Below are 26,650 nucleotides of genomic sequence, written 5' to 3' on the forward strand. Positions count from 1 at the left end.
GCTGACTTCTCGCCATTCGTTGTTACTACTAAGCGCTGACGAGACCTCCCCGGGTAAGAACGACAACCTTCTGCTCATGTCACTGCTTCATTTACTCAATAGAATTCGGACAGTATCGGACTTCACTTTGTTATGCAAGCTTATCCGTTCTATCAAGCCTTAGTATGAAGTTTCTGTTCGTCAGTGCAAGCATTTGCGTCCATCTTCCTTCAGATTCCGCCTCACGGCGGACACCCTTGACTTTCGCTAACAGTTCCTACTGCCAAGTCTGTAGTGGACTTTCACGACCAAGTTGTCGCCCATGCCGGGCGCACATACAGATAAAACTCAATGCATAGGCATTGAGTTTTAATATCGTCTGTATATACCAGACAGGTATCTGGATATAATACTGGGCTACTAGGATTCGAACCTAGGAATGACGGGATCAAAACCCGCTGCCTTACCGCTTGGCTATAGCCCAATTAAGGGCGACTGATGGGGATCGAACCCACGAATGCCGAGACCACAACCCGGTGCGTTAACCACTTCGCCACAATCGCCATTTTTATAAAACTACACTAGCTTATTAAGCTAATGGTTACAGGGGTAGCAGGAGTCGAACCCACATCGATGGTTTTGGAGACCATAGTTTTACCATTAAACTATACCCCTATTAAATGGAGGGAGTAGGATTCGAACCTACGAACCCGAAGGAGCGGATTTACAGTCCGCCGCGTTTAGCCACTTCGCTATCCCTCCGCTATTTCATGGCGCTGGACAGAGTCGAACTGCCGACACACGGAGCTTCAATCCGTTGCTCTACCAACTGAGCTACAGCGCCTATTTATGTATGACCCCTACGGGATTCGAACCCGTGTTACCGCCGTGAAAGGGCGGTGTCTTAACCGCTTGACCAAGGGGCCGTGATAAATTAAAACTACGGAGAATGAGGGATTCGAACCCTCGATACGGAAAACCCGTATACACGCTTTCCAGGCGTGCTCCTTCAGCCACTCGGACAATTCTCCATAAGAAAACTCCGCAAGCAGGGCTCGAACCTGCGACAACACGATTAACAGTCGTGCGCTCTACCAACTGAGCTATTGCGGATAGTTAATTTGTTCAGCAACTCTTATATCATAACACTTGTCTACCACAGTGTCAATACCATATCTTGCTGATCATATAATGATGATACTCATAACAAGAAGTAAATACGCTTACTTCATTTATAAGTATATCAATCTGTACAGAAAGAAGCAATACCGGATTAATAGACGTAAAATTTGCTTCTGTATTATAAAGACAGAAATCCCCGGATCTGTCACAATGACAGTAAATCCAGGGATTAAACACTACTAATAAAGTTGATTTAATCGGTTTACCAAGACAGACGTCCAGTTATTTGGTTACGGATCCCCTTCTGAGTCTGGCCAGATATAATAATCGCGGTGTGGATCTTTTTTCCTTTCAGGGCACTTTTGAACCAAGGAGTGCTGATCAGATGTATGATTTAAGAGGAAAGTCGAAAACCGGTTGTATCAATGAAAACGAATCGGATAAATCGGATAAATGATTGCATCTTCCTACCATGACTTTCTATTCATTTGATCATTTCTACAAATGAATTGTGAGCTTGCTTTAATACTATAATAATAGAACAGTTTTAGATAGTCTTTTTGATGTATCTCAGTCATAATGGACTCAACTTTTTCCTGAAGGAACGAGAAATGTCAGAAAACCGGGCAGAACTTCGACATGTGCCGGAAAAGACGGCCCTTTTTCACCATCGATGGCTACATGTACATCTGAGTGATCCGTTTTTATCTCCGCTTGTTTGAACGGCAATACAAACGCTTTTTCCTGTGACTCATTCAATGTTGTTTTCCTGCTCAGCAATTGTGAAAAAATTGAAAGTTTTTCTTTGATAGTCGACTCTTCTATGCCCAGCATATATAGATATCCGTCATCCACTTCAGCATCATTGAAGAAATTAGGTATGCCCGTTACAGAATGCGACGCCCCAATCAGCAGCAGACTGAGTTTTTTACTGTGACTGACACCATCCACTTCCATATTAAAGTTATAGCACTCTTCTTCTCTAAGTGTCCTGATTCCTTCAATAAAGTATGCAGCTGTACCGTAACGTTCTTTCTGTTCATCACTGACTTCCCAGACGGTTTCAGGTAGGGATCCGGCAGAAATGGAACTCAAAAAGTGCTGCCCGTTGATTTTTCCTGCATCTGCTATCTGCTCACGACAGGCAGTCAAATACCTTACAGCCTCGTCAGGGTCCACCGATATATTCAGCCCTCTTGCTATATTATTTATGGTTCCGGCCGGTATGATACCGATAGACGGTTTATACTCCTGATCGACCAGCCCATTTGCTAGTTCAGAGACTGTGCCGTCACCACCTAGTACAATAATTGAGCGGTAGTGCTTACGGGCTGCATCTATTGCGAAATTAGAGATATCCTCTTTCTTCTCCGTTAGTCTAATCTGTGCTTCTCTATTATGCTCACCAAGGGCAACACGGACTTTTTCAGCAAGTTCCTCTGCACGTTTTTTTCCTGCAGAAGGGTTTGCAATAATCATGATATCGTTCATTTATATCCCTCTAATCTGTCTTTCACTTATGTCCTTATTATACTATAAATAGTTATATTAACAGAATAAAAAAGACTGAAGACGTTTAGCACGCCTCCAGTTCTCAACTATGCATATCAGGATTACTATTTTTTACTCTGGCAATCAGGGCAGAGTCCGTAAATTTCTAAACGATGAGAATTCACTTCAAAACCAGTCAGATTGCTCGCAACTACTTCGACATCATCCAGACCAGGGTAATAAATATCTTCTATTTTTCCGCATTCAGAGCAAATCGCATGATAATGTTCAGTGGAAGCGAAGTCGAACCGGCTTGAATTGTCTCCGTACATCATTTCCTTGACCAGGCCGAGTTCGGTAAATAGTCTCAGATTATTGTAAACAGTGGCCACACTCATACTCGGAAAACGGCTTTCGAGTGCCTTGTAAATTTCATCAGCGGTAGGATGATTATCCTGATCGATCAGATATTCTAATATGGCATGTCTTTGCGGGGTGATTCTGATATTATTGAATTTTAATCGTTCAATGGATTGTTCAACCAGGTAACTCATTAATTATCCATCCTTTTGGTATATTTCCTACTGTCTAAACAAATGATACAGTTTTAAATCGTATTTTGCAACAAGATGTCAGCCTTATGTTCGGTTTTTATTAAAGTTTTCTAGTGTTTGTAGTATACTTAGTCTAATCATACTAGAAAGAGTGAAATTAACGATATGAAAATCGGAGCTAGAACATTCAAGACAAGTCTGGCCGTCTTCCTTTCCTTACTCATCCCACTTACTTTAGGTTTTGAAGAAGGCGCATCACTTGCAGGTATTTCCGTGGTTGCTTCCATGCAGCCGTCAGTAAAAAAATCGTATCAGACTCTAGTGGATCGTCTGGTCGCCAATACAATCGGTGGTTTCGTTGCCGTTCTCATGACCAGTGCTTTTGGAACATCCATCGTCATTATCAGCTTTGCAACAGCTATACTTATTGCCATCCTTCATCAAATGAAGCTGAACAATGTGATTGGTCTGTCTACCATGACCCTGATCATCATTATGCTGTCGACTGATGGAGATATCTATACGAATGCGACGATTCGTGTACTTGCTACCTTTATCGGTGTCGGGATTGCATTTATAATCAATCGTTTTATCCTTCCGCCAAATTATGAAAAAAAATTGTTCCAACTGACTATTCAGGTGACTGATGATCTTACTCGTTTCATACGAGTAAGCCTCAGGAAAAATGTTCAGTATTCTCTTATGAGATCTGATCTTAATTCGATTGACGAGTCCATCAGTGACATGAAAAAATATCTGACCTTCCTACAGGACACAGAATGGAGCCGTTGGAGAAAGCACGGTGATACGTCACTGACCCGCCTTCTCGTTGTTTACCGTCAGTTTATTCGGACGACAGAAGCAGCGTATAACCTGGTCAAGACTCTGCATCAGTCAGAGAATGTCTACAATCATTTCCCAGAAGAGCTTCGTGTCCTCTTGAGAGAGCGTCTTGAAACACTGATGTCTGCTCATGAACAGATCATCCTGAAATGGAACGGCCGAGTTTTACCTCAGGAAGTCAATTTCATCGCATACAAGTCAGATCTACGGATCACCTTTATGCAGTCGTTCTTTAACGAAGCAAGCCTTGAGTCATATCTTAAAAATGATTATGGACAGAGTAATACGGTCATTCATCTGATGTCAGTTGTTCTGATTTATGAAGAAAACCTCCAGCATCTTAATATGCTGGTAAGCAGATACAAGTCTAGTCATAGAAACAATGTGTCAACCGTTGATTCGTTGCATTAAATAAGCAATAAGACCCATGAGATGCAGAAATGATGCCGTTTACTCTGGACTAGCTCTGCACCTCATGGGCTTTTCGTTGCTTATTGAATTTATCTCAAAGTTATTCCCCTTAAGGCTGACTGACAGGTTCATTTAACTGATCAGTCACTATATCAGCAGCGAGCTGCTCACCATCAGCAGTCAGTGAAAAATTGTTAGGATTATAGTAAGACTCAAGACCATTTTCCTGAGCTCTCTCTGTGAACTCCGAATGCAGTGAAATAACTGGGAGATTTCTGACTTGAGCCAGTTCTCTCATCCTGTTCAGGTAGCTCCGGTAGTCCAGTGAACGTGAATTGAGCTGATCAATTTCCTGGATAACCGGATAGGGTTCCAGAAGGACCAGTTCAGACTCTTCAAGAGCTGCGAAACTGTTTAAAATGCTGGTCATATACTGTTCTGTTTCAGCAAGTCCAATATCTCTGACTTTGTCAGGAAGAGCTGGAAGACCGAATAAAATCATGTCCGGGCTCTCTTCAACAAGAGGCTGTGCGGTCTGTCTGATATACAGTTCGTAGGAATCAAGACCAGCTTCTGTATAATCGAGAATATCAGCCCCATTTGTTGCTGCTGATTCAATGGCTTCTGTGACTGTACGCATCCATTCTGCATTCAAGTCAATGTCTCCAAAAAATGCCACGGAAACCTCGTCATTAATTAATGACAGGTAATCGATCCGATCGACAAGCGACAATGTGTCCAGCCGCCCTTCGTAATCTTCTAAGTTGGCAGAAGGCTCGACTGGTTCTTCTGCCGGCTCATCTTCTCCATCTACAGGTTCATCCTGAATTGTTTCCCCTTGCTCTTCGGTCATTTCCTCTCTCTGATTGGCTGCGTAGCGCTGCCCGAAGAAAATAGTCAGAACACAAGCGACCAGAAGAATCGGAATGCTGATGATACTCTTTTTCATATTCAGTTGTCCTTTCTTATGTAAGATAACTATACTTATATATGAGCTTAAACATAAGGAAACAGTAGAAGGCTTGAATGCCTTTCTACTGTACCGTTCCTCACAATCATTTCTTTCCGGTCAGCTGTTTGTACCGGTCATACCACAAGTCGACATAACCTTCTGAAAAAGGACCTTTTTCCTCATTGATCCATTCAACAAGTATTTTGATGTGCTCCTTTAAAATCAGATCGATTTCATCAGGATAGTCCCATTTTTTGCTATGCTCTTCGTATTCATCTACATCCAGCAGACGTTTTTCACCATCTGGAAAAACTTTGACATCAAGGTCATAGTCGATATATTTAGCTCCTTCTTCATCGATCAGAAAAGGCGAAGCCATGTTACAATAATAGGATGCCCCTTTTTGTCTAATCATCGTGACGATGTTGAACCAGTAGTGTTTATGGAAGTATACAAGAGCGGGTTCTCTCGTTTTCCATCGTCGGCCGTCTGATTCAATGACTAAAGTGTGGTCGTTGCAACCTATCAGAGCATTCTCTGTAGTTTTGAGAACCATCGTATCACGCCAGGTGCGGTGCAAGCTGCCATCGTGCTTATAGCTTTTGATTGTGATGAACTCCCCTTCTTTCGGAAATTTCATCTATGTTCCAACTCTCTAATCATTTTAGAAAAAGTATAGCCTGTTTCCCAAATCTCAAGAATAATTATATCATAAAATACTCTTGAGTGAATAATGTTTAAGCAATTCGGACATCTATTCTCTAAAATAAGGTTATTGCATTGACCAGGTTCCAGACTTTTTGTGTTGGAACTGGAAAGGCTGTTTCAGGAAAATCATCTGGATGGATTGGATAAAGCGTTTGACCTAATGCAATTTCTTTAATCACTTTTGCTTCATATATAGATAGATTCCACTTCAAGTGAGAGAATACGTGTGTATAGGTGCCTTTTAAAATATTATCAAAAGCAATAATCAGTCCGTACTCTTTTCTAATATAGTCAACGATTATCTCTGACTGAATTTTTGTAAAAGACTCAGAAGACCCTCCGAAAGATTTCCATCCGTCTTCATCAAGTATGTCTGCAGGAATCATGAGAAACGTCCACATACCAGAAAGAACGCCCTCTGATGCTCTCTTTTGAAACAGATATTCTCCATTATCGTTCGAAACGGCTAGAACGATGTGAGACTCTTCTCTGACTTTTTTCTTCCCTGCTTTTACAGGATACCTAGTCCAGGTTTCATTTAAATACGATGCATTGAAGTCTTTGACCGGACTCATTTCAGGCTTATAATTTCTGGGTGTACATATGGTTGCCCCAAGATCCATCAAAGCCTGGTTGAAGTCGCCGGGACGGTTTTTATCAATCAGCAGGCGGATCATTTCTTCGAAAACTTTTCGGCTGGAGGCTTTACCTATATCGAGCTCGATTTCAAACAGGCGGCTCAGCACGCGCATGACATTGCCATCGACGGCAGGTTGAGGCTGATTGAAAGCTATGCTGCTTACCGCTCCTGCTGTATAAGGCCCGATTCCTTTCAGACTTTTAATGGCATCATACTCCTCTGGAAAAATCCCGTTGTGGTCTGTCATAATCTGACCAGCTGCTATCTTCATGTTTCTTACTCTCGAGTAATAACCGAGACCCTCCCATAGTTTAAGCAGCGTATCTTCTGAAGCTTCTGCCAGATCACTGATCTCCGGCAAGGTGTCGATAAATCTCTCATAGTAAGGAATCACCGTATCGACCTGGGTCTGCTGAAGCATGATCTCTGAAATCCAGATGTAATAAGGGTTAGATGTTCGTCTCCATGGCAGATCACGCTTGTTTGCATCATACCAGTCAAGAAGGGTTTTCCGGAACGCCTCTATCTTATCCTCGTTCCACATAATAATGCCTTTTTCTTTCAGCACGTCTTTATTCTTCATACAATTAGTCACTCATCTTCCTTTTTTTCATTGATAAACTGATCGATCAGTTCAGATGGATAGCCTTTTGAGTATAAGAAAGCTTTAGTCCGACTGATGAGATCATACCCTTTGTATTTCCTCGCATAACGGGTCAACACTTTCTCTCCTTGTTTCTTGAGCGCTTCATATTCCTCGTCATCAGACTGGTCTATTTCCAGATTATCCATTACCTGTTGGATCACATCCGACTCAAATCCGCTGGTCATCAGCTGCTGCCGTACTTTCTGATTCATTTCTCTACTTGACTTGTTGCGTTGGCGTTTTAGTACTTTTTCTGCAAGCTTTATAGCATTCTCGACCTGAAGTTCGTGTGAGTATTCATCCAGTCCGGTCAGAATGTCTGACTTGCTCAGCCCCTTTTCACCCATAGCGCGCTCGATTTTTCTGGGACCTTCCAGTTTCAGCAGACTGTTCGTCCGGACGAAACTTTTGGCATATTCTTCATCGTTGATTAGTCGGTGAGTTTTCAGTTTTTCAATGATCGGCTCGATGGTCTGGTATTCCTTGTCAATTAAATAATCGACGATTTCTTTTTCTGACCTCATTTTATAATTCAGATAATGAAGGGCAGCCTGATAGCCTTTACTCATTTCTCCCTTTTCCCTTAAGGCCTCGATCTCTTCTTTAGTCAGCTCTTTGCCTTTGATCAGTCTATGTTGAACAAGAAGATTGTCATCAACTGGGAAGGCATATTCATCATTGATGTAAATGTTGAATCGGTTCTTGGCTTTTTGAGCCTGAACTTTCGTGATAATATAAGTGTCCGGTTCTGATGGTTTATTATTCTGACTTTTCTCTTTCCCTGATTTAATCTTTTTGCCAGCAGCAGACTTTTTCTTCTGTTTCGGATCAGCATCACTATTTCTAGGCCTCGATGGTCCCAGTTCGATCAGTTTTGCTGCTTTTTTTATTTCATCTTCACGAGTCATTATGTCCCTCCTTGATGTAGTATCTTCCTCCAGTATAGCATGTTTGCTCAAAGTTTTTAATGGTGCTCAGCTCGTAGTCAGGATTTGTAAATCTCAATTCGTCCTCTTTGCCAGTCAGTCCTGAATTCTATAAAAAAAGCTAGAACACTCTCAACTTGAGTATCCTAGCTTAAGGCTATTAAACAGTATCATCTTCACTTTCGGTATCTGGATTAGGGTTTAAATCCAGCTCCACTTCGTTTCCCGGAGACTCTCCTTTGGCTTTTCTGTCCACTTCTTCTTCTGACAGTTTATCTCTCAAGGGACGATCTTTGATGTAGCCCAGAGGAGCTGAAGTATCAGGAGAAACGACCTGATTATATGCGGGGTCGTCTCCACTATTATTTCTTTCATTATGGTTAGGTCTTTTTAATTCATTATCTTTTGACATACTATCATCCTTTACTTTGTCATCCGTTCACTATCACTCCACCGTTTACATGAATCGTCTGTCCTGTAACATAGCTGGAATCATCGGAAGCGAGGTAAACATAGGCAGGAGCAAGTTCATACGCTTCTCCGGGTCTACCAAGTGCACCGTCCTTTCCAAACTCTTCCAGAGCCTCTTCTGGGAATGTTGACGGTATTAGCGGAGTCCAGATCGGTCCTGGAGCGACAGAATTGACTCTGATTTTCTTATCAAGTATCTCCTGGTTTTGTGCCAGAGAACGAGTAAATGAAACTCGGGCCCCGTTTGTTCCAGAATAGTCAATAAGTGTGGGATTACCTTTGTATGCTGTGATCGAAGAAGTGTTAATGATCGAATGTATGCTGTGATCGAAGAAGTGTTAATGATCGAAGCGCCTTCTGACAAATGATTAAATGCTGCTTTCACAAAGTAGAACATACTGAATATATTTGTTCTGTAGGTACGATCGATCTGTTCCGCCTTGATATCAGTAATGCTGGCCTGATATCTCTGTTCACCAGCATGATTGACAAGCACATCGATGTTGCCCCATTTGTCAGTGAGACTGCTGATCACTTCTTCAGCAAATGATTCGTCACCAACATCACCTTTAAACACGAGAACTTCTGCTCCGATTTCTTTCAGTCGATTTTCAGTACGGGTGGCGTCTTCATCAGATGAGTGATAGGTGAACGCAACCTTTGCACCCTCTTTAGCGAAAAGAATAGAAGTAGCTGCTCCAATTCCAGAATCTCCACCCGTAATTAGAGTAACTTTTCCTTCAAGTTTACCTTCAGCTTTGTAGGTGTCTGATTCTATGAGAGGTTTTCGATCCATATTCTTGGACTCATCATCCATGAAATAATCTTTTTTCGGCTTCTGTGTTTTTACTTTGTCCTGTTCCCCCAATATATATCTCGCTCCTTGAATGATTTAATTTTCGGATTTCATCCCAGCATCTTCTGAGTCTTCCGGATAATTGGCATCTGCTTCAGGTGCATCTGATTTTTCTGAGGGATCTTTTTCCTGTTTACATTCAGTGTTCAAAGGACTCTTAGGTTCAGGTTTGACAACCCCTTTTGCCACGTCGTTGCCGTATCCATGTACAGATTCTTCAACTTCTACTGTTTCTTCTTCTCCTGTCAGATCCGGATCTTCTTCTTTATTCTGTTTCAGATCTTCACCACTGTGCTCTTCGTCAGAAAATGATTGAGGTGTTTGAACTTCTTCTTTACGCGTATGTTCAACCTGACTCGGATCAATGGAATTTGTCATTAACTCCTCATCTGTTTCAGATGTTTCAATATCTTTAGGTTCCTTATCCTGACTTTTGTCATCTTTTATCGCTGATTCTTCTTCAGAATTGACCTCATCTAATGGTACATCTCTTTTTTCTTTATCTGTCATGTCATTTCTCTCCTCTTTTACTATATCTTCATTTACTTCTGATAACTCTATTGTACGTGGTGCATCACTGTTGGCCAGAAGTATGATTTCCCCTTCTTGCAATGCATCCATGTAATGTTCAGCTCGATCATGAGGAACACCGTAATCCTCAAGAATTGAGTGAGAAGCTTCACTGTCATAAGAACCAAAAGAGAAGGTTTCTTTAATCTTCTCCCAGACGTTACCATCGCTTTCTTCGACAGTGACTTGATCGACTTGAACATTCTTCAAGCTGTTAAGCCTCGCGTCGTACGAATTGTGCCTGTCCATAACCAAAGTAAGCTCATCGGAAGAATAACCTTCCTCACTGATCAGGCGATTAACCTCTTTAATTGTGTCTTCTTCATCCGAAAATGTTCCCAATATGTGACGATCCATTTCATCACCCTTTCGTCATTAATTTTGTCATATTTTATTCACTTATTTACATGTTTAATGTTATCATTGACTTAATAACTTGTAAAAGAATACGCTTTTCAGTGAGTTTCTGATGAATAAAATTTAATAATGTATATTTATTAAATTATGCACATTTTAATAATGAGTCAGTATCATTAAATAATAATTCTAATATAGTATTTTACTGCTAAAAAAATTAATATTTTACCCTTTTTCAAAAAAAAGTCTCGAAAAACACCCGTTTTTTATACAAATCTTGTTTATTTTCTTCAGTGTTATGGTATATTTAACATGGGAGATGTTATCGATTATAGCAATTGGGAAAGGATTAGATCTTATGAAGAGTCATGAGAAAAAAGAAGCCTTGAAGAAAGAACGGATCAACAAACTCAAGGAGCTCACAAGTGAATCAATGAATTACCGATATTTAATCCAGGATCAATTGTCAGATGCCATAACAGCCGGTAATAGCCAACTACTTGAAGAAACACTTGATTTGATCGATGTAGAGAAAGTACTGGAATATCTGGATCAGACCAGTGACTACGACCTCATTCATCGGTTTAAATGTCATCTTGTCACTGTCAATACGTATGCTCGTATCGCTGCTAAAAACGGTGGGGTGTTGCCCCTTTACTTACATCTGATTTTTGAGCGGTTTTCAATGATTATCAACGACGCTGATTCAATTGATTATCTAGTTGAACATGTTTATTTCCAGATTTTCAGAGAATACTGCCACGCAGTCATTCACTTCTCTACATCTAGTTATTCTACGGTCCTGAAAGAGATTGTCAGTTATATTACTGAAAATTTGACAAGCGAACTGACGTTGACAAATATTGCTTCGATTTATGGGATGCATCCAGTTCATCTTGCACGTAAATTTAAGCAAGAAACGGGAAATACATTTATCGGCTATGTTAACCAGCAGCGTGTTTATCTGGCAAAATATTACTTCCATTTAGGAGAACATCAGTTAAGTGAAGTTGCAAACTTGGCTGGCTTCAACAGTCACTCCTATTTCACAAAAGTATTCAAAAAAATTACAAGTCAGACCCCTACTAAGTATTTGAAGGAATTGCCTGACAGAGAAAAAATTTAAAACTGATGCAAAAAGGCCTGGACAATTGTCCAAGCCTTTTTTTGTAAGTGCTAACCAACTCATTTGTCTACCAGTTGACCAGCTCTCCTGCCCCACTCGTACTTTTAAGATGATAAGTTGGTCCATTCTTTTTGGTGAATGTCATTGTAATATCAGATTTGACCGTCTCTTTAATCGGATAATCCATGCCGGCATTCATAGGAGCAATCATCTCTGATCCATTTTTTAAACTCACTGTTACTTCAAGTTTTTTGAACAAATCCTTCATAGTGATCGTATAAGACTCCTCATCTGGACTGACCGTCAAATCAGTTACTGTTCCATAATAAGTAGCGAACCGATGCTCTTCTTTTCCATCATGAAAGATGGCAATGGCCCCTTCTTTTTTCAACGGACCCTTTTCCAGTTCAGCAGCAGAAAGAAACAGAGTAGCTTCACTATCGTGCTCAAATCCATTGGCATGTGCCCAGGCATAACGGCTGGGGAAAGTACTGCCCCTGTCCTTTTCGATATAACCTAAAGCATCAGACAATTCGATCGCTTCTCCATTAATACTGATTCTGCCTTTGACGGTATGCCTAAGACTTACAATGTCGTGGTTACATGGCATGTTCAAGTATTCGAGAGGCCCCATGATACTTGGCGTGTACAGACTCTGTCTTATAGGAAGGAACAGACCGAAATCAAAATCGATTAGCAGCTCTGTCTCTCCGTCATTAAGGCTGGCCTTTACACCTTTTTCATTAAACACGAATTTTGGCATCATGACAGTCTGAGGATCTCCTACGACATCAAATTCATCTCTGCTGAAAGTAATTTTCCCACTATAATAAGTATCCTTGTAGACGATATTATATTGAACAAATGATTCCTGCTCTGAAAAATGTGCAACTCCAGGGATTAGGGCAACAGATAAATCATTTTTCTTATCGTTCGTCTTGATAAACCATCCTTCAAAATAGTTCTCTCTTCTGTTTTCTCCTCTAAAATTAAATCTGTTCGCCATTGCTTTCCTCCTGATCTATTATATGAGCAAGCTCGGTTAAAGGCGGATAGCCTATGTTCAGAAGCTGTATCTCTCCTGTAAAGGCTGGTGATTCTTGACTGGAAAAGCCTTTTTTGAAGAAACCGATACTGTAAGTTTTGTCAGCTATTACCGCAGCCCCGAATACATAACCATTGTCTGCAGACAAACCGGAAGGAATGTCGATAGCTACTGTCCTGAACGTCCCATCATTTACTCGTCTGATCACTTCCAGATAAGGGTCTTCCACCTCCCGGTCAAGGCCTATCCCGAATAAAGCATCAACAATCAGCGTATCAGGATCATTCGGCCAGCTGTTCTCCAGGCTGTATACACATGGCACATTCAAATTGCGAGCGATTTTAAGCTGTGCAGCTGTTTCTTCAGAAGCACGCTCTGGGTCTCCTACAACACATATCGTAACCGCTTTTCCCGCCTGATGGAGCAGACGACCTACAGCTATTCCATCCCCTCCGTTATTCCCTGTGCCGCAGAGAATGAGGGCGCTTTTGAATTCAAAGTCTTTCATCATGGCTTCTACTGTAGCTATAGCCGCTCGTTCCATGAGCACGAGTGAAGGCATGCCAACCGACTCGATCGTATACCGATCGATTGCTTTGATCTGCTTTGCACTTAGTCACTTAGTCATCTCCATCCTCCTCCCACATAGTATTGCACACACAGTATAACAAAAAAGGAGTCTGCTTTTACACAAACTCCTCTCGGGTAATCAGCTGTTCATAATATCTTCATACAAATCGGGATTGAACTGCTTTTCCTTCAGCATAATGATTTCATGCTTGTATGGCGGTTTCTTATTCTTCTTATCTTCGCCGACAAATGGCGTCTCAAGAATCTTCGGCAGATGTGCCAGTTTCGGGTGATGAACAACTTGACTCAGGGAATCAAACCCAATTTCTCCAAAGCCGATATTGGCATGTCTGTCCTTAGCCGCACCCTGAATATTTTTTGAGTCATTGACATGAATGACTTTCAGCTTGTCCAGACCGATGATGCGGTCAAACTCATCCAGAACCCCTTCAAAATCTTCTCTGACGTCATATCCGCCATCATGAATGTGGCAGGTATCCATTGTGACCGAAACCTTGTCTTTCAATTCGACTTTTTCAATGATCTGAGCCAGTTCCTCAAAAGATCGACCGATCTCTGTTCCTTTACCGGCCATCGTTTCCAGAGCAATCTGTAAGGTCTGATCCTCGTGGAGAATTTCGTTCAGCCCTTGAGCGATCTGATCGATAGCCGCTTCCGGCCCTGCACCGACGTGTGCGCCGGGGTGCATCGTCATCTGAGTCGCTCCCAGAGCTTCGGCACGTCTGATCTCGTCTTTCATGAATTCTACCGCAAATGCATAGTTTTCCTTTTTGATCGTATTCCCTAAATTGATGATATAAGGTGCATGAACGACAATATCGGATACATTGATCGCATTTTCCTTCATGAATGTCTGACCGGCCTCAATGTTCATATCTTCGATCGCTTTGCGTCGTGTATTCTGAGGAGCACCTGTATATATCATAAAGGTTGATCCGCCGTATTGAGCTGCATCTTTTGCGGCTCCAAGCAGCATGTCTTTCCCTTTCATCGATACGTGTGACCCGAGTAAAACCATTTTAATCCTCCGTTTTTTCCTCTGTTGTTTGAAGTGACAATTTCAGTTCATCCAGCTGATCCTGTGAAACCACTGAAGGCGCACTAGTTAATGGATCGATGGCTTTTCCATTCTTAGGAAAGGCAATGACTTCTCTGATGTTCTCTTCTCCGGCCAGGATCATGACCAGTCTGTCCAGACCGAACGCGATTCCTCCATGTGGCGGGAAACCATATTCCAGTGCATCAAGTAGGAAGCCGAACTGATTCTGAGCCTCTTCTTTAGTAAAGCCTAGTGCATTGAGCATATCTTCCTGAACCGCTCGATCATGGATCCTGATTGATCCTCCACCGATTTCATATCCGTTCAAGACGATATCATAGGCATCAGCCATCGCTTTCTCAGGAGATGTCTTAAGCAGCTCGACATCAGATTCAACAGGCATGGTGAATGGATGGTGGGCTGCATTATAACGCCCTTCCTCCTCGTCATATTCAAGCAGTGGCCATTCGACGATCCAGGCAAAAGCAAGTTTTGACTGATCGATCAGATCCAGTTCCTTACCTAGATGGCTTCTTAAAGCACCCAGTGCATCGTAGACAACCTTATCTTTATCTGCAACAAACAGCAGCAGGTCTCCCGGAGCAGCATCCATTTTACTCATCAAGGCTGACTGCAAGTCTTTTTCAGAGAAGAATTTTGAGATCGGACCTGTCAGGCCTTCATCTGTCACTTTCATCCAGGCTAAGCCTTTCGCTCCATAAATCTTCGCTACCGATTCCAGTGCATCGATATTTTTACGGGAGTAGGAGTCTGCTGCACCTTTGACAGTCAGACCTTTAACCATGCCGCCTGATTCAACTGCAGAAGAAAAGACTTTGAATGAAGACTGTTCGGCAATATCTTTCAAGTCCACAAGTTCCATATCGAAGCGCAGATCTGGCTTGTCGCTTCCAAAACGTTCCATCGCTTCTTTATAAGTCAGTCTTGGGAATGGTTTTTCAATAGTGATTCCTTTTACATCTTTAACCAGACGAACCAGAAGGTCTTCCATCAGTGCCTGGATGTCTTCTTTTTCGATGAAGCTTGTCTCGATATCCACCTGGGTAAATTCAGGTTGTCTGTCTCCACGCAGATCTTCATCTCGGAAGCAGCGGACGATCTGATAGTATTTGTCATAACCTGAACTCATTAAGAGCTGTTTAAAGAGCTGAGGCGACTGTGGCAAAGCAAAGAATTTGCCCTGGTTTGTACGAGCCGGAACGAGATAATCACGTGCGCCTTCTGGAGTAGATTTAGTCAGGTAAGGTGTCTCAATATCGAGAAAGCCCTGATCATCCAGAAAGTCTCTAAATGACTTCTTCACGTCGTGACGGAGTTTCATGTTCTTCTGCATGCGTGGCCGTTTCAAATCCAGGTAGCGGTATTTCAGACGGATGTCATCGGATACGTCGACAGCATCACTGATGTCAAATACAGGCGTCTTGGATTCACTTAGTATTGAAATGCTGTCTGCTACTATTTCAATGTCTCCAGTAGCAAGGTCCTTGTTCTTCTGTCGTTCGGCACGAGAAACAACTTTTCCTGTTACTTCAAGAATATACTCAGAACGGATGGTTTCAGCTATCTTCAATGCTTCCTCGCTGATTTCTCCGTTAAATACGACTTGTACGATCCCTTCACGGTCTCTCAGGTCTACAAAGATCATGCCCCCGAGGTCTCGTCTTTTCTGGACCCATCCTTTAACTGTGACAGTCTGGTCTTCATGCGACTGTCTGACTTCCCCACAATATACTGTTCGTTTCATATTATTCTTCTCCTTTTTCTGTTGATCTGATCAATGATGAATAGGTCTCATCGAAGCGTAATGCCAGTTCCGTCAAACTCACTTCTGTCTGGATTCCTGTACTCAAGCGCTTAACCTGAACGATCCCATTATCGATTTCCTGGTCTCCTAAGGTAAAGACATAATCGGCATTCAGCTTATCTGCCGTCTTGAACTGCTTGCCGGCCTTTCTATTCATGAATTCCCGTTCAACGGAAAGACCATTCTGTCTCAGGACTTGTGCCAGTTTATTTGCAGCGCGGTCAGCACGGTCTCCCATAGTGACAATATACGCGTCGAGTGGATTTAATTCTGGATAATCAAAATCCATGTGTTCGAGAAGAAGAACGAGGCGCTCCAGTCCGCATCCGAACCCGAAGGCTGGAGTAGACGGTCCACCGACTTCTTCTACAAGTCCATCATATCGTCCTCCGGCACACACTGTCGCATTGGCTCCGAACTTCGGATTTGTAGTGATCACTTCAAAGATCGTATCATTATAGTAGTCCAGACCGCGTACCATGTTCGTGTCAATGATGTAAGGAATATCCAGTTCTTCTAGCATCCCCTTGACTGCTTCAAAGTGAGCTTTAGATGCTTCGTCCAGATAGTCCAGAATTGACGGCGCATCTTTGACAATTTCTTTGTCTTTCTTATCCTTGCTGTCCAGTACTCTCAGTGGATTTTTATATAGTCTGACTTGTGAATCTTTACTTAATTCGTTTAAGTGAGGCTCCAGATAGGCAATCAGTTCCTCTCGGTAAGTCTGTCGAGTCTCTGTACTCCCAAGTGAATTGATGACCAGTTTCAGATCAGTAATACCGAACTGCTTGAAAAGATCCATTCCCAGAACCATCGTTTCCACATCGACTGATGGATTTCGGCTGCCGAACACTTCTACACCTATCTGGTGGAATTGACGCTGTCTGCCGCTTTGAGGTCGTTCATAACGGAACATAGGTCCCATGTAAAACAGCTTGGTCGGTTTGTGGAATTCAGGTCCATACAGCTTGTTCTCAACATAAGCTCTGACTACACCTGCAGTTCCTTCGGGTCTGAGTGCAATGTGTCGGTCGCCTTTATCTCTGAAATCGTACATTTCTTTAGTGACGATATCGCTTGTTTCTCCTACCCCACGGGCAAATAATTCAAGCTGTTCAAACATTGGCGTTCTAATTTCATTGAACTGGTATGCTCGCATCAAGTCTCTTGCTTTATCTTCAATAAACTGCCATTTTCTGGTTTCTTCAGGCAACAGATCAACTGTTCCTTTCAGCTTCTGATAATTCATTTTATCTAGTCCTCCACTCTTAATGCCTATTTTTTTCCATAAAAAAAACCTCTTCCCGTTCAGATAATGAACAGAAAAAGGACGTGTCAGGTTATCACGTGGTGCCACCTTAATTCAGACAGTACGCAAAGACGTACTCTCACTCAACAGATTTATCGCTCTCACGTGACGAGCCTCCTCGTCAGCCCTCTAAGGTGTCATCCAACTGTCTATCTAAATCTCTTTCAGCCAGGGAGATTCTCTCTTTAAGACGGGTCAGTATTCAGTCCTCAGTTCGGGGATCATGCTATTTGAATTGTTCTTTTAGCTTACAAGAAAGCTTAAAGAATGTCAATACAGCTTGGATATTGTAATCTTTTTCAAGCCGTTATGGCATTCATCTAAGTTAAAATGTATAATGAACGAAACGATTTTTGTCGATTGCCGCGCTTATTTTCTAAAATATATTGCTAATATTTTCATAAATTGAGTATAATATAAGAAAACAGATGAAAGGAGAGGTGAATAATGGATCAAACAGACATACATAATCGATTAAGCAAACGGACTTTTATCTTTCTGATCATCGGCCTGCTTACCCTTCTAATGGGCTCTCTTGTAGCACTAGCGAATGAAAACAGAGTAACCGTACTTGCAAGTACGTTGAATGTCAGATACGGTCCCGGTCTGTCCCATGAAATTCTGACTCAAGTTCATGAAGACGAGCACCTTCATGTTCTAGGTGAAGATAATCAGTGGTACAAAGTCAGACTGTCGAACAATGATATCGGCTGGGTAGCCAGCTGGCTTGTAGAAAATGAGGAGGTAACTGTAGATAATCGAGCGACTGGGCGCATCACCGGAAATAAAGTGAATGTTCGTCAGTTCTCCACTACAGAGTCCCCTATCCTGGGTACCGTCCATTCTGGAGAAGAATATGAAATCTTGTATAGCGAGAACAACTGGATTCAGATCCTCTTCAATAACCGGGTAGCCTGGATCCACTCCGATTACGTTGAACGCCTTGAAGGAACGCCTACCGCACTGGCATCTTCAGATAGTGAAGGAAAACAGATTCGTATTGGCATGGGTCCTACTAATCTGAGACAAGGTCCGGGTACTGACACGCCTATAGTCACGACAGTCAGTGACGTAACCGAATACTCTGTCATAGAAGAAACAGACGACTGGTATGGAATCAGACTGACAGATGGAACACTGGCGTATGTCGCAAGCTGGCTGGCAGAAATAGTTGAGAGTAATGACTCTTCTACAGTTCAGTCTGCTGAACCTGCCGATACTGCTGCGCCCCAGGTCCAGCAGGCCAGTAGTCTAGCAGAGGCAACAATCGTCATCGATGCCGGTCATGGTGGACACGATCCTGGAGCAGTTGCTAAAACAGGTTTTACTGAAAGCGAAGTCGCACTCAGCACATCACTTAGACTAGCAGAGATTCTTGAAAGAGCTGGAGCAAATGTCATCCTAACCAGAAGTGATGACTCGTTCGTTACTTTGAATGACCGCGTCTATTATGCCCACCGTGCTCGAGCCGATGCCTTTATCAGCATTCACTATGATGCCCTCGAAATCCCAAACACGATGAGCGGCACCACGACTTATTATTATTCTGAGTCGGAAAGAAATCTGGCAGATACCATCAATACAAAATTGACTCAACAAGGGCCACTTAAAAACAATGGCGTCCGACACGGTAATTATTTCGTTCTGAGAAACAATGCTCAGCCATCCATCTTACTTGAGCTTGGCTATCTGGATAACGATCACGACATCACGATAGTCAACACTGCAAACTACCAGCAGACAGTGGCCGAAGCAATCTATCATGGCCTGTCAGCATACTTTGCTCCATAAACTGTCAGCAACATATAGATAGGCAGAACTTCTCTTAAGGCAGCAGAAAAACCCTGATCCATATAATTGGGTCAGGGTTCTTTGCTGTCTTATTTATTTTTTGAATCGATGAGGATCGTCACAGGTCCATCATTCACTAGACTGACTTTCATGTGAGCACCAAATTTACCAGTTGCTACATTTATCCCTTCAGCAGAGAGCTGCTTATTGAAAGACTCATACAAAGCAGCAGCCTTTTCTGGACCTGCCGCACCTGTAAAACTAGGTCGATTCCCTTTTTTCGTATCCGCATGCAAGGTGAACTGAGATATTGATAAAATCTCACCTTCTACATCTTTAAGGGATCGGTTCATTTTTTCATCGTCATCTTCAAAGATTCGCATATTGGCAACTTTCCTGACTAGATAAGCGACATCTTCTTCTGTATCATTGTCTTCTACACCAAGAAGAACGACAAATCCCTTACCAATCTCTCCAACGGTTTCTGCTTCCACTGTGACCTTTGCTTTCGATGCTCTCTGTATGACGGCTCTCACAATAATCCTCCTGTTGTCTTTATGCTTTTTTAGGATGTAATTCGTTTGACTGAATAGACATCCGGTACTGTTTTTATTTTATCTACGATCTGTTCCAGTTCTTTCAGGTTCTGTATCGACAGTGTCAGTTTGATGATGGCTGTCCCACTCTTGTCCAGCTTACCGTTGACATTACTCAGCTTGCTTGTTTGAGAGTTGATAACTTGTAGAATTTCATTAAGAAAACCGGAACGGTCGAATCCTTCAATCTGCAGTTCAGCGTCGTATTCTTTTTTCGAATCACTGGATTCCCATTCGACATCGATCAGACGATTGACCTGATCATCTGTCCCCTGAATGTTTGGACAGTCTACTCTATGAATCGATACACCTCTACCTCGAGTGATATATCCGACGATTTCATCCCCAGGAACAGGGTTGCAGCACTTGCTTAAACGGATCAGCAGGTTGTCTGCACCCTGAATCACGACCCCGCCTTCGTGACGGATTTTCATTTTTTCGGGTTCTTTCTTGTTCTTTAGCTCGATTGTTCCAGTGGTATCATCCAGTTGAATCTGATCTTTTTCTCTATCTCTGCGTTCCTTATCGGTCAGGCGGTTGGCGATCGTTGTGCTTTTCAGCTCACCATAACCAATCGCAGCAAACAGATCTTCTTCATTATGATAATTGAAGCGTTTAGCAACTTTAAGAATGTTATCTTTCTTTAAAATCTGCTTAGGATTGAACTCCATATCGATCAGAAGCTTTTCAAGAATCTCTTTACCTCGTTCAACATTCTGCTCTTTTTCCTGTGTCTTGAAGAAACGCTTGATCTTATTCTTAGCTTTGGACGTATTGACATAGTTCAACCAGTCCCTACTTGGACCGAATGAATTTGACGACGTCAGCATTTCAACGATATCTCCGGTTTTCAGCTTGTAGTTCAGCGGAACGATCTTCCCGTTCACTTTAGCCCCCATCGATTTATTTCCCACTTCGGTATGGACATGATAGGCAAAATCAAGAGTACTTGATCCTGAAGGGAGTTCCATGACGTCCCCTTTAGGACTGAACACATAGACTTTATCCTTAAAGATATCCTGCTTTATCGAATCCATAAAGTCGCTCGCATTTCTTGATTCGCTTTGAAGTTCAAGGATGTCTCTGAACCATGAGATATGTTCACTCAACTGATCATTATCCAGTTTAGTTGAAATACCTTCCTTATAAGCCCAGTGAGCAGCTACCCCATACTCAGCAATTTCATGCATTTTAACGGTTCGAATCTGTACTTCCAGCGGTGTTGCATTCGGCCCCAGAACAGTCGTATGAAGGGACTGATACATGTTGGCTTTCGGCATGGCGATATAATCCTTAAAACGTCCGGGCATCGGTTTCCATCTGGTATGGATCGCTCCCAGAACCGCATAGCAGTCTTTGATGGATTCAACAATGATACGAATCGCCAGCAGGTCATAAATTTCATTGAACTGCTTTTTCTGACTTTTCATTTTCTTGTAAATCGAATAGATGTGCTTCGGACGTCCTGTTATCTGAGCTTCGATTCCCAGTTCTTCTACGGATTCCTGAATGGCCTGCTTCGCATCATCAATATAATTTTCCCGGTCTTCTCTTCTTGAATTCATCAGATGAACGATTCGGTAATACTGCTGAGGATTCATGTAGCGCAAAGAAGTATCTTCCAGTTCCCACTTCATTCGGTTGATCCCTAAACGATCCGCTAGCGGAGCATAGATTTCCAGCGTTTCTATAGCTATATCTCTCTGCTTTTCTGGTCGGTGATGTTTAAGTGTCCTCATATTGTGAAGTCTGTCGGCCAGTTTCACCAATACGACACGTACGTCCTGAGCCATTGCCAGAAGCATCTTACGATGATTCTCTGCCTGGTGCTCCTGCTTCGACTTGAATTTGATTTTACCCAGTTTTGTTACTCCATCTACCAGGTCGGCAACTTCCGGTGAAAAAATCTCTGAAAGATCCTGGTAAGTGTAGTCCGTATCTTCAACGACATCGTGGAGAAATCCTGTGGCAACCGTGACAGGGTCCATTCTAAGTTCGGCAAGAATGCCTGCAACCTGAACCGGGTGCATGATATAGGCTTCTCCGGATTTTCTCATCTGGCCTTCGTGTGCTTTATCTGCAAGGTCAAAAGCCTTCTTCACAAACGCTACATGCTCACTGTTCATATATGTCAAACAGAGGGCAATGACCTCCTGAGGCGTATAATCTTTATTCTGTGGCACATCGTTCACCTTCATTCCATATTAGGTTCTTAAATGATTCAATTTAAATGATAAGAAAACCAGCACCTCAGTGAGTGCTGGTTGCTTCTTCTATTAGTATATCGTTTTTGAGAAAAGACTTCAAGAACACGTCGCTGATCTTAATTAATAAGACTCTGTTGCTTCGTTTCCTTCAACTAGTGCGATGCCGTTTGACGTACCGATACGTGTCGCTCCGGCTTCAATCATCGCTATGGCATCCTCGATCGTACGGACACCGCCAGATGCCTTGACGCCCATTTCTTTTCCTACAGTCTTGCGCATCAGTCTGATGTCTTCGACTGTTGCTCCTCCTGTAGAGAAACCAGTTGACGTTTTGACAAAATCAGCACCAGCACGTTTTGAAATTTCACAAGCTCTTACTTTTTCATTATCAGTAAGTAAACTTGTTTCAATAATCACTTTTACGATTGCCTTGCCTTTAACTGCATCGACGACCGCTTTAATGTCATCATGTACCATTGCAAAGTCTTCACTCTTTAGCGCACCAATATTGATAACCATATCCACTTCGGAAGCGCCATCTTTAACAGCCTGTTCAGCTTCAAAGGTCTTGACTTTAGTTGAATTTGCTCCAAGAGGAAAACCGATGACCGTACAGGTGTTTACATCAGAATCCTTAAGTAAGTCAGAAGCGTATTTTACCCAGACTGGCTGAATGCATACTGCTTTGAATTTGTATTTCTTCGCATCCAGGCATACCTGCTGAATAGCTAAGTCTGTTGATTCAGGTTTAAGCAAAGTGTGGTCAATAAATGTTTCAATGTTTTCCATTGTAACTACACGTCCTTATTTTCTTTTTTTGCAATGATTACGACCCAGTCTTTCATCTGATTGATCTGGACGATTTCAAAGTTATATTTAATGAGTTCTTCAACAACCTGGTCTTTCTTTTCAGAAATAATGCCGGAAGTGATGAACAGTCCATTATCATTAAGTTTATCATAGGCATCTTTTACAAACAGCAGGATAATGTCTGCTAGAATATTTGCTACAATGATATCGGCTTTTTCATTGACACCTTGAAGCAGGTTATTAGCTCTGACATCAATACTCTCTTCAAGATTATTCAGCTTGATGTTCGAGCGGGCGGATGTAACAGCCACTTCATCCAGATCATACGCCTTGATTTTACCTGCGCCATACAAAGCGCTGGCGATCGACAGGACACCAGACCCTGTACCAACGTCCAGAACTGTATCCCCTTTTTTGATGACAGTTTCCAGAGCTTGAATACAAAGCTGAGTTGTCGGATGTGTCCCTGTTCCGAAAGCCAGGCCCGGATCAAGGTAGCAGATCCGCTCATCGATGAACTGAGGGGTATATTCTTCCCACTGCGGTACGATAGTCATGAAACGTGTAACCGGAACGGGATGGTAATACTTCTTCCAGGCATTGGCCCATTCTTCCTCCACGACATCTGCCACTTCGATTGTATAATCTCCCGTAGTAATCCCGTATTCTTCAAGTCTGGAGATTCGAGCGTTCAATTCTTTCTCGACAGCTTCCAGATCGTCATGGTTGTTGAAGTAGCCTTTAATAATGACCCCATCTTTTGGAAACTTCGACTCGTCAAGCTCCCACAGCGTATCAAATCCATACTCTGGAAGTGTGAGAAAATCATTACGATCGGCAACCGACACACCTGCCGACCCCAGTTCACTCATTATAGCTGAAACTGGTTCAGATGCTTCACTGCTTATCGCTACACTAAACTCTTTCCACTCCGTCATGCTCATCATCCTCTGTTAATATTTCAAAAAATGACTGGTCATCTTCCAACATCATTTTAAGTTTGGTGTCATCGTACCGGCCTGTGTCTTTCATGGTCTGAATCAGGCTGTGCGTATTCTTCTCGTTCCAGTTCAGTTTGAATTCACCGGCAAAATCATCCTCTAGAAATCCTCTCAAATCGACCATGCCCTGCTTTGTAGTCAAATTGATCTGTCTAAGAACGGCATCGACATAGCCCTTTTCGAGACCTGCATGGCTGTTGAACGAAATTGCCGTCAGATAATTCTGCGGTTTGACGTGAGAATAGGCAGGATCATAGAAACACAGGACATCTTCGAATTGAACGATCCCTGGCTCGTTGTTCTGACCCAAGGCATCCTGAACCTGTATGTCATTTTCAGTCTCTACGTGAAAGGTCACATATAACTCGATCATCTTTTTCTTGCTGTCTTTAACCAGTCTCCACTTAAAATTAGGTAATAGTTTTTTCAGCTCATCATCAATATAATCAATCAAACTGTCAGTCATTCCTGCTCCTCCTCTAGTCTAATACAGGGCACCATCCGTTGTTATACGCAGGCTTTCATTTTCTACGTGAAACATATGGGTTCCCTCTTACACTATATCTTAACAAAGCATCCGTCCATTGTCCTTTATTAGGTATTCCGATACGACTGGACAGTTCAATTCGTTCGGGTAAACGTCTAGTCGATGTATCGATGTATACCGGAGGTGCATCAGCTACTGACCCATTATCAGCCATACTGACAGCCATTGCTTTAGTCAGTTTACCAGGTCCATCGGTAGCCTGAACCCCCGTCTTGTTTCTGCGATCTTCCAAAACGGATACACCTTCAAAAGGTTCAATAGCCCGGATCAGTACAGCTTCAGGTTCCTTAGAAGACCGCGTCACAACATTCAGCATCTTGTGCGTATGCATCTGATACACATAAAGCGTGCCGGCTTCCTTGTACATGGATTCAAGTCTAGGCGTCCGCTTGCCTTCAAAGCTGTGACAGGCCTCGTCAATGACTCCCACATAAGCTTCTGTCTCAACAATCCAGCCGGATGTCTTAGTCTCACCGTGCTGACTAATCAACAAGCAGCCTAAAAGCTTCTCTGCAACTTCTTCAGTTGTTAACATAGGATTATTCAAAAATGTCATAGAAACGCTTTACTCTCTCCTGTCCATCTGTCTAGTCTTCTTCAATTGGCGTATAGTCAATCTGGATTTCAAGCACACGTCTGTTTCTAACCATAGTGACCGTGATTTTCATGTTGTGATAGACGAATTCGTCTCCCTCTTCAGGAAACTGTCCGAGTTCTTCAATAACAAAGCCACTCACCGTATTTGATACGTACTGATCTGCTTCTTGAATGCCAAAGATTTCGAAGATCTTATCGAGATTCGCAGTCCCTTTAACCTTGTAGCGTGTCCCCTCAATAACCTCCTCAACTTCTTCTTCAATAATGTCGTATTCATCCCAGATTTCTCCAACGAGTTCTTCCAGGACATCTTCCATAGTCGCAATACCAATTGTTCCACCATGTTCGTCAGTAACAACTGCCATATGCGTCTTTTTCAGCTGCATGGTTCTGAGCAGTTTAGATAGGTTCATGACGGGCGGCACAAAGATTACGTCTTTCACTACGGTCAGAAGTGACAGGTTTCGTCCAGTCTGCTTCTTGGCTTTCAAATACCGGTTGAAATCTTTTTCGTGAAGGACACCAATGATGTTATCGATCGTATCATCGTAAACAATCAGTCTGGAGTAATTGTGTGTCATGAACAATTCTTCGATTTCTTCATCTGAAGTGTCGAGATCACAGCCGACCACATCAACCCTAGGCATCAGAATCGACGACACTTCAAGGTCATCGAACTCGATTGCAGATCTGACCAGCTGATGTTCATGATCTTCTATACTTCCGCCGCTCTCGGCTTCATCTACAATTGAAAGCAGTTCGTCCTCACTGATAACTTCTTCGCCTTCGAAATTGAAGATCTTGTCCAGCATGACTTTCCACTTCTGAAGAAGCCACAGAACAGGTGTGGACACGAGCATAAGAAAATGAATCATCGGAGCAGAACTTTTCGCCAGCTGCTCTGATTTTTCCTTAGCTATTGTTTTCGGCGTGATTTCCCCGAACAAAAGAATGATGACAGTCATAACGATCGTTGCTAAAGTTGGCCCGTATACCGGAAACCAGTTCACAAATAACAAGGTCGCAATAGATGACATCGCAATATTCACAATATTATTTCCTATCAAAATTGTCGATAAAACAGAATCGAAACTTTCCGCAAGTTTCAACGTTTTTTTGGAGCGCTCATCCCCATTTTCCGCTTCATTCTTCAGCCTGATACGATTAGCTGACGTAAAGGCTGTCTCTGAAGAAGAAAAATACGCTGAACACAATACAAGTAAAACCAGCAGAATGATACTCCTAAAGCTGTCATTATCCATTAAATCTTTATCCCTACTTTCCAGTAATGTCTTGTCCATTGTACCATATTTCAACATCTTTTAAGAGTCTTTCTGATTAAGAAGAAGTATATAATAATCGTTAAGTAATAAATTATTTTCTCCCGTTATAACATTACTCCTAACCTTAACTTCAAACTGCTCTATATGAAATTTACATTTTACATTTTTTACAAATGAATAAATAAGCCTTCCCCCATTTTGTTGTCAAAAGGTTGAAGGCTTATTTGATTCAGTTAAGTGACTAATATACTTTTCAATACACTTATTCGTCATCCAAGTTAAGAACAGACATAAATGCCTCTTGTATGATCAGTGTTTTAAAACATGTATTATCGCTTTATATTATCCATATAAGTC

24 protein-coding genes, 8 tRNA genes and 1 pseudogene are annotated in these 26,650 nt (G+C 42.3%); 3 read left to right on the forward strand and 30 right to left on the reverse strand.

What is annotated here, in order from left to right:
* Positions 1–391: 391 nt before the first annotated feature.
* From BLR76_RS00735 to BLR76_RS00780, 10 genes are all read right to left on the reverse strand, one after another.
* A tRNA-Gln gene (locus BLR76_RS00735) sits at positions 392–463 on the reverse strand.
* A gap of 6 nt (positions 464–469) precedes the next feature.
* A tRNA-His gene (locus BLR76_RS00740) sits at positions 470–542 on the reverse strand.
* A gap of 41 nt (positions 543–583) precedes the next feature.
* Positions 584–654, reverse strand: a tRNA-Trp gene (locus BLR76_RS00745).
* A gap of 6 nt (positions 655–660) precedes the next feature.
* A tRNA-Tyr gene (locus BLR76_RS00750) sits at positions 661–741 on the reverse strand.
* A 9-nt stretch (positions 742–750) separates the two neighbouring features.
* A tRNA-Phe gene (locus BLR76_RS00755) sits at positions 751–823 on the reverse strand.
* A 10-nt stretch (positions 824–833) separates the two neighbouring features.
* A tRNA-Glu gene (locus BLR76_RS00760) sits at positions 834–905 on the reverse strand.
* A 17-nt stretch (positions 906–922) separates the two neighbouring features.
* A tRNA-Ser gene (locus tag BLR76_RS00765) sits at positions 923–1,010 on the reverse strand.
* Between the two features lie 9 nt (positions 1,011–1,019).
* Positions 1,020–1,092: transfer RNA gene (locus BLR76_RS00770), tRNA-Asn, on the reverse strand.
* A gap of 594 nt (positions 1,093–1,686) precedes the next feature.
* Positions 1,687–2,592 (reverse strand): diacylglycerol/lipid kinase family protein, encoded by a 906-nt coding sequence (locus BLR76_RS00775; protein ID WP_091264258.1) that lies wholly within the window; start codon positions 2,590–2,592, stop codon positions 1,687–1,689.
* Positions 2,593–2,717: 125 nt separating this feature from the next.
* Positions 2,718–3,146, reverse strand: coding sequence for a Fur family transcriptional regulator (locus tag BLR76_RS00780; protein WP_091264260.1), 429 nt, complete (start codon positions 3,144–3,146; stop codon positions 2,718–2,720).
* A 165-nt stretch (positions 3,147–3,311) separates the two neighbouring features.
* Here BLR76_RS00780 and BLR76_RS00785 point away from each other — a divergent pair, with 165 nt between their 5' ends.
* Entirely contained in the window at positions 3,312–4,400 is a 1,089-nt protein-coding gene (locus BLR76_RS00785) for an FUSC family protein (protein ID WP_091264263.1), read from the forward strand.
* A gap of 109 nt (positions 4,401–4,509) precedes the next feature.
* Here BLR76_RS00785 and BLR76_RS00790 read toward each other — a convergent pair whose 3' ends face one another.
* From BLR76_RS00790 to BLR76_RS00820, 8 genes and pseudogenes are all read right to left on the reverse strand, one after another.
* Positions 4,510–5,349 (reverse strand): hypothetical protein, encoded by an 840-nt coding sequence (locus BLR76_RS00790; protein WP_091264264.1) that lies wholly within the window; start codon positions 5,347–5,349, stop codon positions 4,510–4,512.
* A gap of 106 nt (positions 5,350–5,455) precedes the next feature.
* Entirely contained in the window at positions 5,456–5,992 is a 537-nt protein-coding gene (ntdP, locus tag BLR76_RS00795) for a nucleoside tri-diphosphate phosphatase (RefSeq protein WP_091264267.1), read from the reverse strand.
* Positions 5,993–6,113: 121 nt separating this feature from the next.
* The gene (gene mutY, locus BLR76_RS00800) at positions 6,114–7,283 is read right to left on the reverse strand and encodes an A/G-specific adenine glycosylase (protein WP_091264268.1); all 1,170 of its coding nucleotides are present in this window, start codon (positions 7,281–7,283) and stop codon (positions 6,114–6,116) included.
* Positions 7,284–7,291: 8 nt separating this feature from the next.
* Entirely contained in the window at positions 7,292–8,254 is a 963-nt protein-coding gene (gene recX, locus BLR76_RS00805; RefSeq protein ID WP_091264271.1) for a recombination regulator RecX, read from the reverse strand.
* A gap of 178 nt (positions 8,255–8,432) precedes the next feature.
* Positions 8,433–8,684 (reverse strand): hypothetical protein, encoded by a 252-nt coding sequence (locus BLR76_RS00810; protein WP_091264274.1) that lies wholly within the window; start codon positions 8,682–8,684, stop codon positions 8,433–8,435.
* A gap of 19 nt (positions 8,685–8,703) precedes the next feature.
* A complete protein-coding gene (locus BLR76_RS12135; RefSeq protein ID WP_342706574.1) occupies positions 8,704–9,063 on the reverse strand; it encodes an SDR family oxidoreductase in 360 nt (119 codons plus the stop codon).
* A 56-nt stretch (positions 9,064–9,119) separates the two neighbouring features.
* A pseudogene (locus tag BLR76_RS12140) lies at positions 9,120–9,560 on the reverse strand (SDR family NAD(P)-dependent oxidoreductase); the annotation flags it as partial.
* A gap of 75 nt (positions 9,561–9,635) precedes the next feature.
* Positions 9,636–10,526: a general stress protein gene (locus tag BLR76_RS00820; RefSeq protein WP_091264277.1), complete on the reverse strand. Its 891-nt coding sequence runs from the start codon at positions 10,524–10,526 to the stop codon at positions 9,636–9,638.
* A gap of 358 nt (positions 10,527–10,884) precedes the next feature.
* Here BLR76_RS00820 and BLR76_RS00825 point away from each other — a divergent pair, with 358 nt between their 5' ends.
* The gene (locus BLR76_RS00825; protein ID WP_091264278.1) at positions 10,885–11,652 is read left to right on the forward strand and encodes a helix-turn-helix transcriptional regulator; all 768 of its coding nucleotides are present in this window, start codon (positions 10,885–10,887) and stop codon (positions 11,650–11,652) included.
* A 67-nt stretch (positions 11,653–11,719) separates the two neighbouring features.
* Here BLR76_RS00825 and BLR76_RS00830 read toward each other — a convergent pair whose 3' ends face one another.
* From BLR76_RS00830 to hisS, 5 genes are all read right to left on the reverse strand, one after another.
* Positions 11,720–12,658, reverse strand: a complete 939-nt coding sequence (locus BLR76_RS00830; protein WP_091264281.1) for a tocopherol cyclase family protein — start codon at positions 12,656–12,658, stop codon at positions 11,720–11,722.
* Positions 12,642–13,298, reverse strand: a complete 657-nt coding sequence (locus BLR76_RS00835; protein ID WP_281241327.1) for an NAD(P)H-hydrate epimerase — start codon at positions 13,296–13,298, stop codon at positions 12,642–12,644. The genes BLR76_RS00830 and BLR76_RS00835 overlap by 17 nt, the downstream gene beginning before the upstream one ends.
* A gap of 108 nt (positions 13,299–13,406) precedes the next feature.
* Positions 13,407–14,306: a deoxyribonuclease IV gene (locus BLR76_RS00840; protein ID WP_091264286.1), complete on the reverse strand. Its 900-nt coding sequence runs from the start codon at positions 14,304–14,306 to the stop codon at positions 13,407–13,409.
* A 1-nt stretch (position 14,307) separates the two neighbouring features.
* Entirely contained in the window at positions 14,308–16,092 is a 1,785-nt protein-coding gene (aspS, locus tag BLR76_RS00845) for an aspartate--tRNA ligase (protein WP_091264289.1), read from the reverse strand.
* A 1-nt stretch (position 16,093) separates the two neighbouring features.
* Positions 16,094–17,401 (reverse strand): histidine--tRNA ligase, encoded by a 1,308-nt coding sequence (gene hisS, locus BLR76_RS00850; protein WP_091264291.1) that lies wholly within the window; start codon positions 17,399–17,401, stop codon positions 16,094–16,096.
* Positions 17,402–17,908: 507 nt separating this feature from the next.
* Here hisS and BLR76_RS00855 point away from each other — a divergent pair.
* A complete protein-coding gene (locus tag BLR76_RS00855) occupies positions 17,909–19,252 on the forward strand; it encodes an N-acetylmuramoyl-L-alanine amidase family protein (RefSeq protein ID WP_091264293.1) in 1,344 nt (447 codons plus the stop codon).
* 89 nt (positions 19,253–19,341) lie between these two features.
* On the opposite strand, the gene dtd is transcribed toward BLR76_RS00855, so the two are convergent.
* The 7 genes from dtd to BLR76_RS00890 all read right to left on the reverse strand — a co-directional run bounded on the left by dtd (position 19,342) and on the right by BLR76_RS00890 (position 26,329).
* Positions 19,342–19,788 carry a D-aminoacyl-tRNA deacylase gene (gene dtd / locus BLR76_RS00860; protein WP_091264295.1) on the reverse strand — a complete coding sequence of 149 codons (447 nt, stop codon included), beginning with the start codon at positions 19,786–19,788 and terminating at the stop codon, positions 19,342–19,344.
* Positions 19,789–19,817: 29 nt separating this feature from the next.
* Positions 19,818–22,031, reverse strand: coding sequence for a RelA/SpoT family protein (locus tag BLR76_RS00865; RefSeq protein WP_091264297.1), 2,214 nt, complete (start codon positions 22,029–22,031; stop codon positions 19,818–19,820).
* 144 nt (positions 22,032–22,175) lie between these two features.
* The gene (gene deoC / locus BLR76_RS00870) at positions 22,176–22,844 is read right to left on the reverse strand and encodes a deoxyribose-phosphate aldolase (protein WP_091264299.1); all 669 of its coding nucleotides are present in this window, start codon (positions 22,842–22,844) and stop codon (positions 22,176–22,178) included.
* A 5-nt stretch (positions 22,845–22,849) separates the two neighbouring features.
* Entirely contained in the window at positions 22,850–23,803 is a 954-nt protein-coding gene (prmA, locus tag BLR76_RS00875) for a 50S ribosomal protein L11 methyltransferase (protein ID WP_091264301.1), read from the reverse strand.
* The gene (locus BLR76_RS00880; RefSeq protein ID WP_091264304.1) at positions 23,781–24,332 is read right to left on the reverse strand and encodes a DUF3013 family protein; all 552 of its coding nucleotides are present in this window, start codon (positions 24,330–24,332) and stop codon (positions 23,781–23,783) included. Before BLR76_RS00880 ends, prmA begins: the two co-directional genes overlap by 23 nt.
* A 55-nt stretch (positions 24,333–24,387) precedes the next feature.
* Complete coding sequence (locus tag BLR76_RS00885) at positions 24,388–24,969, reverse strand: DNA-3-methyladenine glycosylase (RefSeq protein ID WP_091264306.1); 582 nt, start codon at positions 24,967–24,969, stop codon at positions 24,388–24,390.
* 31 nt (positions 24,970–25,000) lie between these two features.
* Entirely contained in the window at positions 25,001–26,329 is a 1,329-nt protein-coding gene (locus BLR76_RS00890; protein WP_245682989.1) for an HlyC/CorC family transporter, read from the reverse strand.
* Positions 26,330–26,650: the final 321 nt, after the last annotated feature.

Source organism: Alkalibacterium thalassium (assembly GCF_900101165.1).
Classification (GTDB): domain Bacteria; phylum Bacillota; class Bacilli; order Lactobacillales; family Carnobacteriaceae_A; genus Alkalibacterium; species Alkalibacterium indicireducens.

Bases quoted from the DNA above. Each gene is read 5' to 3' on its own strand.
- BLR76_RS00775 (WP_091264258.1), bottom strand. From the start codon at position 2,592: ATGAACGATATCATGATTATTGCAAACCCTTCTGCAGGAAAAAAACGT.
- BLR76_RS00780 (WP_091264260.1), bottom strand. From the start codon at position 3,146: ATGAGTTACCTGGTTGAACAATCCATTGAACGATTAAAATTCAATAAT.
- BLR76_RS00785 (WP_091264263.1), top strand. From the start codon at position 3,312: ATGAAAATCGGAGCTAGAACATTCAAGACAAGTCTGGCCGTCTTCCTT.
- BLR76_RS00790 (WP_091264264.1), bottom strand. From the start codon at position 5,349: ATGAAAAAGAGTATCATCAGCATTCCGATTCTTCTGGTCGCTTGTGTT.
- ntdP (WP_091264267.1), bottom strand. From the start codon at position 5,992: ATGAAATTTCCGAAAGAAGGGGAGTTCATCACAATCAAAAGCTATAAG.
- mutY (WP_091264268.1), bottom strand. From the start codon at position 7,283: ATGAAGAATAAAGACGTGCTGAAAGAAAAAGGCATTATTATGTGGAAC.
- recX (WP_091264271.1), bottom strand. From the start codon at position 8,254: ATGACTCGTGAAGATGAAATAAAAAAAGCAGCAAAACTGATCGAACTG.
- BLR76_RS00810 (WP_091264274.1), bottom strand. From the start codon at position 8,684: ATGTCAAAAGATAATGAATTAAAAAGACCTAACCATAATGAAAGAAAT.
- BLR76_RS00820 (WP_091264277.1), bottom strand. From the start codon at position 10,526: ATGGATCGTCACATATTGGGAACATTTTCGGATGAAGAAGACACAATT.
- BLR76_RS00825 (WP_091264278.1), top strand. From the start codon at position 10,885: ATGAAGAGTCATGAGAAAAAAGAAGCCTTGAAGAAAGAACGGATCAAC.
- BLR76_RS00830 (WP_091264281.1), bottom strand. From the start codon at position 12,658: ATGGCGAACAGATTTAATTTTAGAGGAGAAAACAGAAGAGAGAACTAT.
- BLR76_RS00840 (WP_091264286.1), bottom strand. From the start codon at position 14,306: ATGGTTTTACTCGGGTCACACGTATCGATGAAAGGGAAAGACATGCTG.
- aspS (WP_091264289.1), bottom strand. From the start codon at position 16,092: ATGAAACGAACAGTATATTGTGGGGAAGTCAGACAGTCGCATGAAGAC.
- hisS (WP_091264291.1), bottom strand. From the start codon at position 17,401: ATGAATTATCAGAAGCTGAAAGGAACAGTTGATCTGTTGCCTGAAGAA.
- BLR76_RS00855 (WP_091264293.1), top strand. From the start codon at position 17,909: ATGGATCAAACAGACATACATAATCGATTAAGCAAACGGACTTTTATC.
- deoC (WP_091264299.1), bottom strand. From the start codon at position 22,844: ATGGAAAACATTGAAACATTTATTGACCACACTTTGCTTAAACCTGAA.
- prmA (WP_091264301.1), bottom strand. From the start codon at position 23,803: ATGACGGAGTGGAAAGAGTTTAGTGTAGCGATAAGCAGTGAAGCATCT.
- BLR76_RS00880 (WP_091264304.1), bottom strand. From the start codon at position 24,332: ATGACTGACAGTTTGATTGATTATATTGATGATGAGCTGAAAAAACTA.
- BLR76_RS00885 (WP_091264306.1), bottom strand. From the start codon at position 24,969: ATGACATTTTTGAATAATCCTATGTTAACAACTGAAGAAGTTGCAGAG.
- BLR76_RS00890 (WP_245682989.1), bottom strand. From the start codon at position 26,329: ATGTTGAAATATGGTACAATGGACAAGACATTACTGGAAAGTAGGGAT.